At 48.5% G+C, this 16,080-nt stretch carries 13 protein-coding genes; 10 read left to right on the top strand and 3 right to left on the bottom strand.

Annotated elements, in window-relative coordinates; translation table 11 throughout:
* Window position 1: 1 nt before the first annotated feature.
* Window positions 2–2,296: a penicillin-binding protein 1C gene (pbpC, locus tag HWI92_RS18315; protein WP_204657964.1), complete on the bottom strand. Its 2,295-nt coding sequence runs from the start codon at window positions 2,294–2,296 to the stop codon at window positions 2–4.
* An 82-nt stretch (window positions 2,297–2,378) separates the two neighbouring features.
* Between pbpC and glpK the strand changes: the two genes are divergently transcribed.
* Window positions 2,379–3,875: a glycerol kinase GlpK gene (gene glpK, locus HWI92_RS18320; RefSeq protein ID WP_204657966.1), complete on the top strand. Its 1,497-nt coding sequence runs from the start codon at window positions 2,379–2,381 to the stop codon at window positions 3,873–3,875.
* Window positions 3,876–3,994: 119 nt separating this feature from the next.
* On the opposite strand, the gene HWI92_RS18325 is transcribed toward glpK, so the two are convergent.
* The gene (locus tag HWI92_RS18325) at window positions 3,995–4,600 is read right to left on the bottom strand and encodes an outer membrane beta-barrel protein (protein WP_204657968.1); all 606 of its coding nucleotides are present in this window, start codon (window positions 4,598–4,600) and stop codon (window positions 3,995–3,997) included.
* A 272-nt stretch (window positions 4,601–4,872) separates the two neighbouring features.
* On the opposite strand from HWI92_RS18325, the gene HWI92_RS18330 reads away from it, so the two are divergent.
* The 6 genes from HWI92_RS18330 (at window position 4,873) to HWI92_RS18355 (ending at window position 12,239) form a co-directional block, all read left to right on the top strand.
* The gene (locus tag HWI92_RS18330) at window positions 4,873–5,682 is read left to right on the top strand and encodes a 3'-5' exonuclease (RefSeq protein WP_204657970.1); all 810 of its coding nucleotides are present in this window, start codon (window positions 4,873–4,875) and stop codon (window positions 5,680–5,682) included.
* A 103-nt stretch (window positions 5,683–5,785) separates the two neighbouring features.
* On the top strand, window positions 5,786–6,139 hold the full coding sequence (gene nuoK, locus HWI92_RS18335; protein WP_229248264.1) for an NADH-quinone oxidoreductase subunit NuoK: 354 nt from the start codon (window positions 5,786–5,788) through the stop codon (window positions 6,137–6,139).
* A 58-nt stretch (window positions 6,140–6,197) separates the two neighbouring features.
* Window positions 6,198–8,114 (top strand): NADH-quinone oxidoreductase subunit L, encoded by a 1,917-nt coding sequence (gene nuoL / locus HWI92_RS18340; protein WP_204657972.1) that lies wholly within the window; start codon window positions 6,198–6,200, stop codon window positions 8,112–8,114.
* 51 nt (window positions 8,115–8,165) lie between these two features.
* Window positions 8,166–9,614: a complex I subunit 4 family protein gene (locus HWI92_RS18345; protein ID WP_204657974.1), complete on the top strand. Its 1,449-nt coding sequence runs from the start codon at window positions 8,166–8,168 to the stop codon at window positions 9,612–9,614.
* A 48-nt stretch (window positions 9,615–9,662) separates the two neighbouring features.
* Window positions 9,663–11,060, top strand: a complete 1,398-nt coding sequence (locus HWI92_RS18350; protein ID WP_204657976.1) for an NADH-quinone oxidoreductase subunit N — start codon at window positions 9,663–9,665, stop codon at window positions 11,058–11,060.
* A gap of 102 nt (window positions 11,061–11,162) precedes the next feature.
* Window positions 11,163–12,239: a polysaccharide biosynthesis protein gene (locus tag HWI92_RS18355; protein ID WP_204657978.1), complete on the top strand. Its 1,077-nt coding sequence runs from the start codon at window positions 11,163–11,165 to the stop codon at window positions 12,237–12,239.
* On the opposite strand, the gene HWI92_RS18360 is transcribed toward HWI92_RS18355, so the two are convergent.
* Window positions 12,236–13,150, bottom strand: coding sequence for an alpha/beta hydrolase (locus tag HWI92_RS18360; RefSeq protein ID WP_204657980.1), 915 nt, complete (start codon window positions 13,148–13,150; stop codon window positions 12,236–12,238). The genes HWI92_RS18355 and HWI92_RS18360 overlap by 4 nt on opposite strands.
* Window positions 13,151–13,562: 412 nt before the next feature.
* Here HWI92_RS18360 and HWI92_RS18365 point away from each other — a divergent pair, with 412 nt between their 5' ends.
* From HWI92_RS18365 to HWI92_RS18375, 3 genes are all read left to right on the top strand, one after another.
* Window positions 13,563–14,336: an alpha/beta fold hydrolase gene (locus HWI92_RS18365; protein WP_204657982.1), complete on the top strand. Its 774-nt coding sequence runs from the start codon at window positions 13,563–13,565 to the stop codon at window positions 14,334–14,336.
* A gap of 103 nt (window positions 14,337–14,439) precedes the next feature.
* Window positions 14,440–15,111: a CBS domain-containing protein gene (locus tag HWI92_RS18370; protein WP_204657984.1), complete on the top strand. Its 672-nt coding sequence runs from the start codon at window positions 14,440–14,442 to the stop codon at window positions 15,109–15,111.
* A gap of 92 nt (window positions 15,112–15,203) precedes the next feature.
* Window positions 15,204–16,079, top strand: coding sequence for an NAD kinase (locus HWI92_RS18375; RefSeq protein ID WP_204657986.1), 876 nt, complete (start codon window positions 15,204–15,206; stop codon window positions 16,077–16,079).
* Window position 16,080 lies beyond the last annotated feature (1 nt).

Consider the following 16,080-nt stretch of genomic DNA (forward strand, 5'->3'; position numbering starts at 1 on the left):
ACTAGTTCCTGCGTACTGTAATGTGAATGTCTGCATTGCGGCCTTTGTCATCACTGCATGATATTTTCACTCTTCCCTGTGGTGGCGTCACAAACAAGCCTTTTCCGGGCGGGGTACGGCCGGCGAGCTGATCATTAACATACCAGAAAATTTCCTGCGCATCATTCGCAGGCTGGCAGGCCAGTTCGAGCTGCTGGGCATTCTGGCTGTCCAGGTAATATTCACTTCCGTCATTAGGACTGACAATTAATGGTGCCCCGCTGTCAAATACACGTTCGCAAGCCGGGTTGTGCGGCGGAATTTTACGATATGGAATACCTTGCGCTTCATAAAATGCAATCAGTTCCGGAACGAGCTGCGGATAGAGGGTTTTCCTGAAAGCGGATTCGGGCAGGCAGTAGGTACAGTAGGATATTTTTTCCGGAATATCCGTGAAAACAGGCCTGAGGTGCGCACATCGTTCATTTTTTGAAACTCCTGTAATGTACTGGTCAAGAACCGGGTGCTCGCAAAACTCCGAGGGAACATCGCCGCTTACCGGGCAGACTTTCCGCAATGCAAGATTGGCCGGCGACCGGTACCAGCCCTTGGGTGAATTGTAATCCAGCACATTGAAAATTGAAAACAGCAAAGGTGTGGCCGTATTTGCTCCGCTGAGCTCAGGTACTCCTGTACCGGAAAAGTTGCCGACCCACACGCCTACCGTATACCTTTTATTATAACCTATACTCCAGGCATCGCGTTTGCCGTAGGAAGTACCCGTTTTCCACGCAATGCGCGGCAAATGGTAGGTGTTGCCAAAGTTGCTGGGAAGGTCAGGCCGGGTAACCTGGGACAGGATCTGCGTGATCATAAATGCGGCTTCTTTGGAGATCACAGGCGTACCCTGATCTTTTTCCAAACTATGGCTGTAACGCAGCTGATGTACAATGCCCTGGTTGGCAAATCCTGCGAAAAGTCTTGTGAGCTCCTCCAGCGTAACTCCGCACCCGCCAAGGATCATGGATAATCCCAGATTTCCCGCCTGTTTTTCAATCGTTTTAAACCCTGCTTTCCGTAACTGTGCGATCAATGCAGGGGTACTCACATCCTTTAATGTTTTGACCGCCGGAATATTAAGTGAATTGGCCAGTGCAAATTCGGCCGTGACGGGTCCGTTAAACCTACCGTCGAAGTTCTCGGGCTCATATCCATTGTAACTTCCCGGAACATCATTGATAACCGATTTGGGTGTGAGTGTTCCTTTGTCAAAAGCCGAAGCATACAGCAGTGGTTTGAGCGTACTTCCCGGCGAGCGTACTGAGCGGATACCGTCCACTTGTCCCCCATCGAATGGATTGGCAAAGCTGGCCGATCCTACATAGGCCTCTACCTTCATTGACTCATTGTTCACCACCAGCACAGCTGCATTGTGTATGCCAATGTTTTTGAGACGGTTTATATAAGCACTTACCTGCTCCTCCACCTGCATTTGCAGCCGCATGTCAATGAAAGTACGGATCACTGCGGGACCGGCACTCTCCGGTTTCATCCTTTGGGCCAGGTGCGGTGCAAAGGCCGGTGCGCTCAGCCGCCTGACTTTGAGCGGTTCGTTCATGGCACTTTCAATGGTTGCCTGATCAAAGAGCCCATCTTCCGCAAACCTTTTCAACCAGGTATTCCGGGCGGCGGCAAGTTCGTCATTTCTTGTACCCGGTCGCAGACCGGAGGGGCGGTTGGGAACGATCGTCAGTGCCGTAATCTCGGCCAGGCTGAGCAGCTGGGGCGGTTTTCCGAAGTACAATAATGAAGCAGCTTTGATCCCCTCAATGTTACCTCCATAGGGAACCAGGTTGAGGTACATCTGCAATATTTCTTTTTTGGTAAAATGCATTTCAAGCTGCAAAGCCCGCCACACTTCCACCAGCTTGCTGCCGTAAGTCCTTGGCCGCGGCTCTATCAGGCGCACTACCTGCATGGTAATTGTGGAAGCACCCGAGCTCCTTTTACCCGAAATTACATTGCCTGCAACTGCCCGCACAACTGCCAGGGGATTGACTCCGGGATGCAGGTAAAAGTACCGGTCTTCTTTATAAACGAGTGTTTTTTGCAAAACAGGGGTAATATCCGCTGCATCAGCATACAACCTCCATTTATCTGATTGGTTCAGAAAAGCATGGATAACATTGCCCTTGTTATCCAGGATCTGGGTAGCGTAACTGATTTGAGGACGGAAAGGGGAAAGCCAGTCAACAAGCAACATCAATGCTATGACAATCAGCAAAGTAGCTCCTGCTTTCCGAAGTTTGTTTCTCATTTCAGGTGTGTATAGAACATTCAGGAGGTTATTTTTTACTAAATAATGGCTTATTACAATCAATAGCCAATTTAATCACTCTATGTCCAAATACATCGCCGCCATTGACCAGGGTACCACCAGTACCCGCTGCATTCTTTTCAATCATCAGGGACAGATCGTCTCCGTAGGTCAGAAAGAGCATTCCCAGATTTACCCGAACCCGGGCTGGGTGGAACACAATCCGGTTGAAATTTGGAAAAATACGCTTGAAGTCATTGCTCTGGCCCGGATTCAGGCGTCGGCAACTTCGGCGGATATTGCTGCCATAGGGATCACTAACCAGCGTGAAACCACCGTAGTCTGGAATAAACGTACCGGCAGGCCGTACTATAATGCACTGGTTTGGCAGGATACACGTACTTCCGACCTGGTGACGCAATTTGAAAAAGAAGGCGGGCTGAACCGCTTCCGTGAAAAAACCGGACTGCCTCTTTCCACTTACTTCAGCGGATTAAAGCTGAAATGGCTGCTGGAAAATGTTACAAACCTGAGGGAAGACGCTGAAAAAGGCGAGGCGCTTTTCGGCAATATGGACACCTTCCTGATCTGGCATCTCACAGGCGGCGTGCAGGGCGGCATTCACGTGACCGATGTTTCCAATGCAAGCCGCACGCAGCTCATGAATCTTCGGTCACTGCAGTGGGATGCGGATATGCTGGCAGCGTATGATATTCCGGCGCAAATGCTCCCGGAAATCCGTTCCAGCAGTGAGGTATACGGACATGTTACCAATGAAATCCTGCCTGGCGTGCCCGTAGCGGGCGATCTGGGCGACCAGCATGCGGCATTGGTGGGACAAACCTGCTTTACGCCGGGTATGGCCAAAAATACCTATGGTACCGGGTGCTTTCTGGTGATGAATACAGGCGGGGAACTTAAAACATCGGAAAATGGCCTGTTGTCAACCATCGCCTACCAGTTTGCAGGACAGCCTGTACAATATGCTCTGGAAGGAAGTGTGGCCGTGACAGGCGCGCTGGTTCAGTGGGTCCGCGACAACCTTGGTTTGATCGACAAAAGCAGTGATATTGAAACCCTCGCCAGAACCGTTCAGGACAATGGAGGTGCGTATTTCGTACCCGCATTTTCAGGATTGTACGCACCTTACTGGCGTAATGATGCCCGGGGCGTTATTGCGGGCCTGACGCGCTACGTCAACAAAGGTCACATTGCCAGGGCAGTACTCGAAGCAACTGCCTACCAGACCCTCGATGTGGTACGGGCCATGGAACAAGATTCCGGCATTACGCTTGCCTCCCTGCGTGTGGATGGCGGTATGGTACAAAACCAGCTGCTCATGCAATTTCAGGCGGATATCCTGAACACCCAGGTTGTGGCGCCTACCATTGCCGAAACTACTGCCTTGGGCGCAGCCTACGCAGCGGGTCTGGCCGTAGGCTACTGGCAAAACATCGACGAGCTCAAACAAAACTGGTCTGTAGCCCACACCTGGAACCCGCAAATGGAAGAGCCCCAACGCACAAACCTGCACAAAGGCTGGCAAAAGGCGGTTACGAAATCTTATGATTGGGTTTAAGGAATGTGAGGTATGGTCAGGTATGGTCAGGTGTGGTCAGGTGTGGTCATTGTTGCAATATGGATTTTATAAAACAATACCTGACTACACCTGACTATAAAATTACCACGACTATTCTCCTATTTACCAAACCAGTAACTCGCCGACAACTGCAAGTTCCTATTATAAAAGTCATGGACATTCTTAATGTTGCCGTTGTTTTCGGCGATTGAAAATAGACCAAGGGGTGCTATGCCTTGTACGAACCGAAGGCCAATATCCAATGAAGACGACGCCTGAATGCGGCAGCCGATTACGGCAGAAAGGTCAAAGTCAGTATTTATAAACAACACCGATTTTTTTGACTTGTAAATAAAACTTCCCTGCGGCCCAACTTCTAAAACAAGCCATTTTGCAGGCCGAATATTCAATACTATAGGGATGGACAGGAAATGCGCGTAGGATTTCGAGAATTGAAGATTGCTCCCGTTAATTGTATACAATACCTCGCCTTGAAGCCCTAGTAAGGTACTAAACCTTTTCTCTGCAGCAACGCCTATATTAGAAAGTACCAGTGGCTTCCAGACATTCTTTAAAGCACCATTGTACGCATTCGTCCTGACATAAAAATCAGAAACATTCACTCCACCTTTGACTCCAAACCTTACGCCCTGACCCATCGCTGAACAACCCGCCAAAACAAACAAAATCACAGCCTGAATCCAAAAAGATGTAATTCCCTTCATACCGATTTATATTTTGATGAATAAAAATGATCGCATCAAGCTAGAACACATCAACAACTTCCATCAAAATCATTATCCTCCGGCTCGCCCCGCCTACCCACCGGCAAATTCAACACACTACAAAACAACAAATGACCACACCTGACAATACCTGACTACACCAGCCCCTCCTGCCCCGCGTTTTTGGAATGAGTATAAACTATGACTAGCCTTGCGCCTACGTTTGTTTCACCTTAACTTCGCGACGTGAATTTGATAATCAGCGTACGTCTATGCATACCCTCCGCCTGAAAAAGCCACTGGCTTTTTTTGACCTGGAAACTACCGGCACCAATATTGTCCGGGACCGTATTGTAGAGATATCCGTTGTAAAAGCACTGCCCAACGGAGAAAGCGAGATCCGTACCCGCCGCATTAATCCCGAAATGCCCATTCCGCTGGAAACCAGTCTGATCCACGGCATTTACGACGAGGATGTAAAGGATGCCCCCACATTTAAGAGCATTGCCAAAAATCTCACCCAGTTTCTTGAAGGCTGTGACCTGGCCGGTTTTAACAGCAACCGTTTTGATATTCCCATGCTCGTAGAGGAATTCCTGCGGGCAGGTGTTGAATTTGACCTGAAAAACAGGAAAACTGTTGATACCCAGCGTATCTACCACATGATGGAGCCCCGGAACCTGGCAGCAGCCTATAAATTCTACTGCGGGAAAACACTTGAAAATGCGCACAGTGCTGAGGCTGATACCATTGCCACCTTCGAGGTTTTACAGGGACAGATTGCCCGGTACGAGGGTATGGTCATGATCGATGGTCACGGCAAAGAGATCGAACCGGTCAAAAATGACGTTGCTGCGCTGCATGAGCTCACGGCATCCAAGGTGGTTGATTTTGCGGGCAGAATGGCCTATAACGACAAGGGTGAGGAGGTTTTTAATTTTGGAAAACACAATGGAAAACGCGTGGTGGATATCCTGAAAAGCGAACCCTCGTTTTTTGACTGGATGATGAAGGGAGAGTTTCCACTGGATACCAAAAGAAAGCTTACGGAAATCAAATTGAGGACATTGACGCAGCGCTGAGAGAAAGTACGGGGCAGATTTGAGCAAGCGGTATTTATATCTATTTTTGCCAAAAATCAATTTTTGACTATTTTAACCGAATATCCAACAAGGTAACCCTGCTATGATTCCTAATCCTAATATCCCGGAAGTCGACATACCCGCGGTTATTCAGAATATTCCCCTTCAAAGCTATCTCATCCTTAGTACCCTGCTTTTTGTGATTGGTATCATTGGTGTACTTACCCGCCGCAATGCCATCATTATATTTATGTCCGTGGAGCTGATGCTCAATGCGGCCAACTTACTCCTGATTGCTTTTTCTTCTTACCGATCTGATCCCTCCGGTCAGGTTTTCGTGTTTTTTATTATGGCAGTAGCTGCGGCAGAAGTGGCTGTGGGCCTGGCGATTATTGTAATGATTTACCGCAATACCCGTAATACGGACGTCGGCTTCCTCAACAAGCTGAAGTGGTAGGAACTATCCTGCCTGCACAACGCTCCGACCGATTTGAAATTAAAGATTACAATCTGATATGTCTCCATCATTACTTATCCTGATTCCGCTCCTGCCGCTTGCCGGCTTTCTGATCAACGGACTCGGGTTCCCCAATATCCCGAAAGGTGCGGTGGGTGTGATCGGCACGCTGGCGGTTGTGGCCAGTTTTGCACTTTCGCTCATTACCTTTAATGCATTTGTAGCATCGGGCAGCGAGCCTGTTATCGTGCCCCTTTTTGACTGGATTACGGTAGGTGACCTGCACATTCCCTTTTCCTTCCAGGTCGACCAGCTTTCGCTGCTGATGTTGATGATCATTACGGGGGTCGGGTCGCTGATTCACGTTTATTCTATCGGATATATGCACCATGATGCAGGTTTTGGTAAATTCTTCGCTTACCTCAACCTGTTTTTGTTTTTCATGCTGCTGCTGGTACTCGGGTCCAACTATGTGATCATGTTCATCGGCTGGGAAGGTGTGGGACTTTGCTCCTATCTTCTGATCGGATTCTGGAATAAAAACACAAATTACAACAATGCTGCACGGAAGGCATTCATTATGAACCGTGTAGGTGACCTGGGTTTTCTGCTCGGCATCTTCATGATCATCGGTACATTCGGCTCGGTGGAGTATAGTGAGGTGTTCAGCAAGGCAGGGAGCTTCCAGGTGGGCGATCCCCTGATTGTTGGCATTACACTGCTTCTTTTTGTAGGAGCCATGGGAAAATCTGCCCAGATTCCCCTGTATACCTGGCTGCCGGACGCGATGGCAGGTCCTACTCCGGTATCTGCCCTGATCCACGCAGCAACCATGGTGACTGCGGGTATTTATATGGTGATCCGCTCCAACATCCTGTACTCGCTCGCGCCTGAAACGCTCGAAATCGTGGGCATTATCGGCGGAGCTACTGCATTGTTTGCGGCCTCGATCGGTCTTTTGCAGAATGACATTAAAAAAGTGCTGGCTTACTCGACAGTTAGTCAGTTGGGCTACATGTTTATGGGTCTGGGTGCCATGGCGTACTCGGCTTCCATGTTTCACGTGATCACCCACGCATTTTTCAAAGCCCTGCTTTTCCTTGGTGCAGGTAGTGTGATCCACGCCATGTCCGACGAGCAGGATATCCGCTTTATGGGTGGGCTGCGTAAAAAACTGCCGGTCACTTTCATTACTTTCTTCATTGGGACCTGGGCCATTGCAGGGTTACCGCCTTTTGCAGGGTTTTTCTCCAAAGACGAAATTCTTGCCCACGTTTTTGAACACAACAAAATCCTGTGGGTGATTGGAGTAGCAGGCTCCCTGATGACCTCATTCTATATGTTCAGGCTTCTTTTCCTGACTTTCTTTGGCACTTTCCGGGGTACTCATGAACAGGAACATCACCTGCACGAATCACCGGTTAGCATGACACTCCCGCTGGTCGTACTTGCTATACTGTCCGCAATAGGAGGCTTTATCGGGGTACCCGAAGCCCTGCATGGTACGCATCGCCTGGCCGAGTTCATGAGTCCGCTGTACGACGGTGCGCGTCAGGTTAATCCTGCTGCGTTCGAAGCCACGGCTCTTTCCCATTCCGAAGAATACCTGCTGATGGGCATTTCGGTTGCCGTGGCGCTGGTCGCAGCAGTCGCTGCCTATGTCATGTATGTTTCGAAAAGTGCGGTACCCGCTCCCGACAGTGCAGGAAAATCCGGCTTGCAGAAGCTGGTTTATAACAAATACTATGTGGATGAGCTGTACGATACGATTTTTGTAAAATCAATCAAAAGCCTGTCCAATATCCTGTACAGCTTCGGAGAATTCTTTGTAGACCTGTTTGTTCAGATGGGCGTGCGGCTCATTCAGCTGCTTTCGGGCTGGCTTAAAAAGTCGCAGACGGGCTCTACCAGCGACTATGTATTCGCTATGGTAATCGGCATTGTCCTGATTCTTTTCTGGAAACTTTTGCTTTAAGCATTATTATAAACCCCGTCATTACTGATCGCGGACTGTTGACCCCAAATTATGCTCACTCTCATTCTGATACTTTTACCGATTGCAGCAGGAATTGTCACTTTGATGGCAGGCGAACGCATGGCACGGCAGCTTGCCCTGGTGGGTAGCCTGGCTGCCTTGGGCGCTGCTGTGGCTGTCTGGCTGCAATTTGATCCGGCCGCCGGGACACAGTTCGCATATAAATATGCCTGGATCCGATCACTGGGGATCAATTTTGCAGGAGGCATAGATGGTATCAGCCTGATCCTTGTGCTGCTTACCACTTTTCTGACACCCCTGATCATGCTTTCGGCTTTCCGTCACGATTACCGCAAACCAGGCTCTTTTTACTCGCTGATCCTGTTTATGGAAGCCGCATTGATCGGTGTTTTTACAGCAACTGATGCATTCCTGTTTTACCTGTTTTTTGAAGCCGCACTCATTCCCGTCTACTTCCTGGCCGCAGTATGGGGTGGAGAAAACAGGCTGAAAGTGACTCTGAAGTTCTTTATCTATACCATCTTTGGTAGTCTCTTCATGCTCGTGGCACTGGTTTACCTTTACTACCAGACGCCGGGTACCCACACGTCCGACATCACTGCATTTTACAACCTTAATCTTTCTGCAGGTCAGCAGGGGTTCATCTTCTGGGCATTCTTTATTGCATTTGCGATTAAAATGCCCTTGTTTCCTTTTCATACCTGGCAACCCGATACTTACACCGAGTCGCCTACTCCGGCAACTATGCTGCTATCCGGTATTATGCTGAAAATGGGGGTATACGGACTTATCAGACTGCTTCTTCCCATTGTTCCGCTTGGAATGCAAAACTGGGGTATGCTTGCGATGATACTGTCCATCATCGGGATTATCTATGGTTCCATTATCGCTATCCAGCAGAATGATATGAAGCGTCTGATCGCCTATTCATCTTTTGCTCACGTAGGATTGATGGCCGCCGGCGTATTTTCCACCTCATTGAACGGCTTGCAGGGAGCATTGATTCAGATGCTGGCGCATGGTATCAACGTGATCGGGCTCTTTTATATCTCTGACCTGATTTACTCCCGCACCAAAACCCGCTACCTTGACCAGCTCGGCGGTATATCACAAACCAGCCCGCATCTGAGCGTATACTTTATGATCCTGCTGCTGGGCAGCGTGGCACTGCCGCTGACCAACGGCTTTGTAGGTGAATTCCTGTTGCTCTCGGGTGTTTTTGAATTCAATGGAAAACTGGCTGCGATCGCTGGGCTCACGATTATTCTCGGCTCTGTGTATATGCTCAGGTTGTTCCAAAAATCGATGTTCGGTCCGAAAGGCAAGCTGGTAGAAGGTTTTCATGACCTGACAGCAGGCGAGCGGGCGGTATTACTGCCTTTGATCATCATGGTTTTCTGGATCGGAATTTACCCGAATACCTTTCTCAAACTGACAGAGCCCGCAGTAAATCAGCTTTTGCAGATTGTTACCAACTGAGATCAGGCACAAGCCGGGTTGACCAACGACAAACATTAATATAAGTATATGTATCCCATTATCCTGCTGTCCGTTCTTGGCGTCGCGACCCTCTTTCTGGGTTTTTCGAAATCCCGGAACATCCTCCTTCCTGCCACTTTGCTGTTTCTGGTTATTTCACTGGCCAGCAACTTTGTTGAGTGGAACAAGGGCCCGCTCCTGTACTTTTACGACATGCTGCGGGTAGACAACCTGACACTCGCTTTCAATGGTATTATCCTACTTTCTGCATTCATGATCGTGGCCATTTCGGGAGGCTTTCAGGACAATGCGGAATCAGAGCCGGCGGAATATTATGCGCTCATGCTGTTTTCGCTGGTAGGTGCATTGATGATGGTCGGTTTTGAACACCTGATCATGCTTTTTATCGGGGTGGAAATTCTCTCGGTGGCCATGTACATTCTCACGGGCAGCAACAAGCGTAATCTCAGGTCCAATGAGGCAGCACTCAAATATTTTCTCATGGGTGCATTTGCGACGGGTATCATGCTTTTTGGAATGACCCTGCTTTATGGTGCTACGGGTACCTTTAAGGTTAGTCAGATCCAGGGTTTCGTTTCCAATATGCCTGGCGGTACGCAATCGTACCTGCTTTATGCAGGCATGCTGCTGCTGCTGATCGGTATGCTTTTCAAAGTTTCGGCAGCTCCCTTTCACTTCTGGACACCGGACGTGTACGAAGGCGCCCCGACCATCTTTACAGCTTTCATGTCCACGGTAGTTAAAACGGCAGGATTTGCTACTTTACTCCGCCTGCTGAGCTCGTCGTTTGCCAATGCTTATGGATTCTGGTGGATTGTGATTGCGATCATTGCGGTACTTACGCTGCTTGTCGGCAACATTGGTGCGAGCAGCCAGGATAGCTTCAAAAGGATGCTGGCCTACTCCGGTATCTCTCATGCCGGGTACCTGCTGATTGCACTTACGGCACTGACAAAACCTTCTGCCAATGCTGTTATCTTTTACTCACTGGCCTATTCACTTTCTACCATCTGCGCCTTTGCGGTACTGATGCTCGTATCAAAGGAAAAAGCATCCGGAGGTTTGCCCAACGAACGTTACGAGGCGTTTAATGGTCTGGCCAAACAAAACCCGCTGCTTGCCTTTGTACTGACCGTGTCCATGCTTTCACTCGCAGGAATCCCGCTTACTGCCGGTTTCTGGGGTAAATTCTTCATTTTTACCAGCGCTGCCGAACGTGGAATTGTCTGGATTACGGTGATTGCGGTATTAATGTCGACCGTCGGTATTTATTATTACTTCCGGGTAATTGTTTCTTCCTACCTGAAAGAAGGTGATCTGATCAAAATCCGCATTGCGCCTTTTTACCAGGTTATCCTGCTCCTGGCAACCTTCCTGACCATTCTTTTTGGTCTGGCACCAGGTATATTTGACGGGTTGATATGAGCTGATATTTCATAATAAAGAAGGAGCTGCAAAAACGGCTCCTTTTTTTTGTGACCAATGAATGGATGTGCCGTCTTAATCAGGAACGCACGGACATTTTCAATGCAGCATAACTTATATCCTGATCCTGAAAAGCTGCTCGGACGCCAGGAGCAGCAGTACGACCTCACACATGCATACCATGCAATTTCAGGCAAAACGATCCTGCTGACAGGTGCCGCAGGCTCCATCGGGCAGGAACTCGTGAAGCATATTCTTGACTTATGCCCGAAGATGCTCATTCTGGTCGATCAGGCGGAAACTGCATTATGTGAGCTCATCCAAAAGCCTCATGTGCAGGTTTCGCTAACGTCAATCCTCCACTTTGTAGCCGACATTACCGATCTGACAGGTATGCGGCGTATTTTTCAGCAGCAGGTGCCGGACATTATTTTTCATGCTGCGGCTTACAAGCATGTGACGATGATGCAAAATCAGCCCTATGAAGCCCTGCGCACCAATGTGCTCGGCACTCACGTGCTGGTGCAGGTTTCATTACAATTCAGGGTGGGTAAATTTGTTTTTATATCGACGGACAAAGCAGTAAATCCGTCCGGCATAATGGGCAGTACCAAGCGGCTGGCGGAGCTGTACCTGCTGGCAGTCAGCAGGGAAAATCCTGAAACAATATTTGTGATTACGCGCTTCGGCAACGTACTGGGTTCGGCTGGATCGTGTATTCCAAGATTCCTGCAGCAAATTCGGGAAGGCCGGCCTATGACCATCACCCACCCGGAAGTATGCAGGTATTTTATGACTTTTCATGAAGCCTTTCAAACTGTGCTGGAAGCGGCAGGTATAGGTAAAACCGGAGAAATACTTATAGCAGAAATGGGTGCCCCGGTCCGCATCAGAGATCTCGCTGCAAAGTTTGCAGTCCTTTGCGGCATCAAACCAGCAGATATTTCAATGCATTACTTTGGCCTGCAACCCGGTGAAAAACTGCGCGAAGACCTGTGGCATATATTTGAACAAAGGAAAACCGCAAATTCCGGTGAAGTAAGCGTATTCACAAGTCCTGCTCCCGCAGCCGGCGCAACTGTGATTGCAAGGCAAGTGGAACAAGCCTTGCAGACCTTAACCGATCAGGAACTTATCTTTTTCGTAAAAACCCTGATCAAAAAATTACAGCTCAGCTAGCGCGCCAGCAAATCGTTGGTAATCATCCAAAGCCGGCATTGCTCAAACCACTCGCCAAACTGAGGGGTTTTCAGGTAACCATGCTCGCCTTTGGAATAAATGTGCAGGTCGGCGGGGACATTATTTTTTTGCAAAGCATCATAAAATCCGAGACTGTTGGATACAGGAACAACCGTATCGTCACCTGCATGCGTAAGAAAGGCCGTCGGAGTGCGGGTATTTACCTGCAACTCATTCGAAAAGTACTGCACAAGCTTCTCTGCCGGTGCATTGCCCAGCAGATTAGCCGCTGACCCCTTGTGTCCCATTGAGCCACCCATACTGATCACGGGATAAACCAGGATCATAAAATCGGGACGCAGGCTGGTTTTTTGAGGATTGTCAATGAATGTACTGTCAAAGTGAGTGCCGGCGGTAGCGGCAAGATGCCCGCCTGCAGAAAAACCCATGATACCGATCTTCTGCGGATCAATTTTCCATTCTGCTGCGCGCTCTCGCACTGTTTTTATAGCCTGCTGGGCATCCTGAAGAGGCCCTACCGATTTATTCTTCATGATCTTATCCTCAGGAAGCCGGTATTTGAGGACAAAAGCAGCAATGCCCAGGGCATTGAGCTGCCTGGCAACCTGGTAACCTTCACGGTCCATGACAAGAACCCCATAGCCCCCCCCAGGACAAACAATTACGGCTGTCCGGGTAGCATTGGGTTTTTCGGGAAGAAAAACTGTCAGGGTAGGCCTGGAAACATTGCGGGCTATCTGGTCTTTGTTGGTCTCCTGGTTGTCAGCAGCGATGGAATTGGGGATTGCGCCAGGATAGAGTGCTATTGCCTGCTGCGCAAGGGTTTTGTGAAAGCCTGTACTTAGAATAGCCGCCAGAAACAGCAGTACCGAACCGGATTTGATTTTCATCAGAAGGAATGTTTTAATATTTTTCTAATCAACAGATGGTAAATTCCATGTAAATTTCACTTAGACTTGAACTTGAGAAAATACTGCCGGAACGCAGAGCGTGTACAATACCGACAGCCGGTTTACTAAGTATATTACCTGAAACTTTTACCCCCTCCCAGCGCAGGCAAGTCAGGCCACGCACGTCAGGCGAATTGAATGATTCAATGTTTAAGTTCGTTTTCCGGCATTATTAATATAATATTTACAAGAAAATAAAACCAGGTTTGTTATTTTACAGCCACAAGCCAAGGAAAAAATAGCTAGTTTTGTATCATATGCGAATCTTGCAGTAGTTTCTTTAATCCGTTATATGTAATAAGTATATCAGCGATCAGACTGCTGTTGAACGCAATTAAATCCACATCTACGAATGAAGTATACAGTCCGTGCAGAAGGGCAGTTTCAGTTTATCGACGAGGGAAAAGGCGAAACATTGCTGCTATTGCATGGCCTTTTCGGAGCATTGAGCAACTGGGACGGCATCATCGAACATTTCTCAGGTCGTTTCAGAACCATTATTCCGCTTTTACCGATCTACGAACTTCCAGCCAGGCAAGCCAACCTGGAAGCACTACTGCAGTTTGTGGAGGATTTTGTCGTTTTTAAAAATCTGACACATGTTACCGTGATTGGTAACTCACTTGGCGGACATATCGGCTTACTGTACACCTTGAAAAACCAGGATAATGTCAACCGCCTGGTACTTACAGGCAGCTCGGGCCTTTTCGAAAACTCGATGGGTGGCTCATTTCCCAAGCGCGGCAGCTACGATTACATTCGCGAGCGCGTGGCATACACTTTCTACGATCCGGCAGTAGCAACCAAAGATCTGGTGGACGAGGTTTTTGAAACCACATCCAGCATTCCCAAGTGCATGAGCATTGTGGGTATAGCCAAGTCGGCCCAGCGCCATAATCTGGCGAAAGAGCTGCACAAAATTAACGTACCTACCCTGCTGGTGTGGGGATTGAACGATACCATTACCCCACCTCATGTCGGGTACGAGTTCAACCGGCTCATTTCAGGCTCGGAACTGCATTTTATTGATAAATGCTGCCATGCCCCGATGATGGAACACCCCGGGGAATTTAATGCTGTGCTGGAAAGTTTCCTTGAAAAACACATTTCTGTACCGGCTGTTTAAACCGTTAAGCCGGTTTGATGTTCCATTTGTATTATTTCTTTTGGAACGAAAGTTGAATGATAAACGGTTTTTTAATAGATTCGAAAAAATGACCTTCTGATTAATGCTCGCTGCTTCCCTGATAAATCCCATGGTACCCATACTGAAACTTACCGATACGGTAAGTACGGCATTGGACTGGATGGACGAATTTGGCGTGAAACAGCTGGCAGTGGCCAATGCAGGTGCTTATCAGGGTATTGTTTCGGAAGACATCTTGTTTGATGTACCCGATAATTCCGAGCCGCTGTCGAGGATTATCATTCAGCATCACGACATTTTTGCGACGGAAGACCAGCATCCGTATGAGTTGCTTCGGCTCGTCAACCAGTTTGGATTGCTGGTGATCCCGGTTGTTCGCGATGACCGGACTTTTGCAGGCAGCATTCTGGTTGCCGATCTGATCGAGCATTTTGTCAATCAGCTGGGAGTTCAGGAAAAAGGCGCGGTGATTGTACTGAAAATTGCAGAACGCAATTATTCATTATCAGAAATCAGCCGGCTTATCGAATCCAATGGAATTAAGGTCCTGAGCAGTTACTACTCTTCCGGCGAAAGCTATGATCCTGCCAATGAGGCACGGCTGACGCTCAAACTTAATCGTACGCATATAACGCCTACCATCGCAACCCTCGAACGGTTTGGTTACGAGATCATCGAAGCGCATGCTAATGATCCCATCGAGAGTGTGGATCAGGAGCGCCTTGATATGCTTTTGCGATACCTTGCCACATAGATTTTCCTTTCTGGCCTTCTCTTTTCTGTTTTTTAAACCGGCACATTTGTCCTTATATTTCGGGAGAAACCGCTTGACATACTTTTTCTTCCATGAAAATAGCCATTCACGGACGCAACTTTAATGAGTCCGCCCGTCCGTTCATTGAAAACATGTTCAATGAGCTGCTGCGGCGCAACATTGAAGTACAACTCTCCAAACCCTTCCGGGATTTTCTGGATAAAAATGGCATCCCTCATTACTCTAATCTGGTGTACGGCTCGCCCGAAGAACTTTTTGAGGCACGCCTGATGGTGAGTATGGGGGGCGATGGTACCCTGCTCGAAACAATTTCACATGTGGGTAGGCGCCGTATTCCAGCAATCGGGATCAACGTAGGGCGACTTGGTTTTCTGGCCACGGTACCTCCGGAGCGCATTTCAGATATGATCATAGCGCTTGAAAATGACGAGTTCCGCATTGATGAACGGACGCTTGTCGCAGTTGAGTCTAATATTGACCTTTTCGACGGGCTCAACTTCGGACTTAATGACTTTACCATCACCAAAACAGACACTTCTTCCATGATCACAGTACACACGTACCTGAATCAGGAATTCCTGAACTCCTACTGGGCCGACGGCCTGATTGTGTCCACTCCTACCGGCTCTACCGGCTACTCGCTCAGCTGTGGCGGGCCGGTACTGGTACCGCACTCTCAAAATTTTATTGTAACCCCCATCAGTCCGCATAACCTCAATGTGCGGCCGCTGGTAGTAGAAGATACCGCGGTGATCAGGCTGGAAGTAAAGAGCCGCAGCAGCAACTTCCTGGTATCCCTGGATGCCCGGTCACGGATTGTAGACGAAAACACGCATCTGACCGTCAAAAAGGCAGGGTTTACTGCCCGGCTCATTAAGATGCTGGACGATAGTTTTCTCAATACATTAAGGTCAAAACTTTCCTGGGGGCTTGATATGCGTAACTAAT

The organism is Dyadobacter sandarakinus, assembly GCF_016894445.1.
GTDB lineage: Bacteria > Bacteroidota > Bacteroidia > Cytophagales > Spirosomataceae > Dyadobacter > Dyadobacter sandarakinus.

Coding starts and splice junctions, on each gene's coding strand:
- HWI92_RS18330 (WP_204657970.1), top strand. CDS start 4,873: ATGCATACCCTCCGCCTGAAAAAGCCACTGGCTTTTTTTGACCTGGAA.
- HWI92_RS18350 (WP_204657976.1), top strand. CDS start 9,663: ATGTATCCCATTATCCTGCTGTCCGTTCTTGGCGTCGCGACCCTCTTT.
- HWI92_RS18345 (WP_204657974.1), top strand. CDS start 8,166: ATGCTCACTCTCATTCTGATACTTTTACCGATTGCAGCAGGAATTGTC.
- HWI92_RS18355 (WP_204657978.1), top strand. CDS start 11,163: ATGCAGCATAACTTATATCCTGATCCTGAAAAGCTGCTCGGACGCCAG.
- HWI92_RS18375 (WP_204657986.1), top strand. CDS start 15,204: ATGAAAATAGCCATTCACGGACGCAACTTTAATGAGTCCGCCCGTCCG.
- HWI92_RS18365 (WP_204657982.1), top strand. CDS start 13,563: ATGAAGTATACAGTCCGTGCAGAAGGGCAGTTTCAGTTTATCGACGAG.
- glpK (WP_204657966.1), top strand. CDS start 2,379: ATGTCCAAATACATCGCCGCCATTGACCAGGGTACCACCAGTACCCGC.
- pbpC (WP_204657964.1), bottom strand. CDS start 2,296: ATGAGAAACAAACTTCGGAAAGCAGGAGCTACTTTGCTGATTGTCATA.
- HWI92_RS18360 (WP_204657980.1), bottom strand. CDS start 13,150: ATGAAAATCAAATCCGGTTCGGTACTGCTGTTTCTGGCGGCTATTCTA.
- nuoL (WP_204657972.1), top strand. CDS start 6,198: ATGTCTCCATCATTACTTATCCTGATTCCGCTCCTGCCGCTTGCCGGC.
- HWI92_RS18370 (WP_204657984.1), top strand. CDS start 14,440: ATGCTCGCTGCTTCCCTGATAAATCCCATGGTACCCATACTGAAACTT.
- nuoK (WP_229248264.1), top strand. CDS start 5,786: ATGATTCCTAATCCTAATATCCCGGAAGTCGACATACCCGCGGTTATT.
- HWI92_RS18325 (WP_204657968.1), bottom strand. CDS start 4,600: ATGAAGGGAATTACATCTTTTTGGATTCAGGCTGTGATTTTGTTTGTT.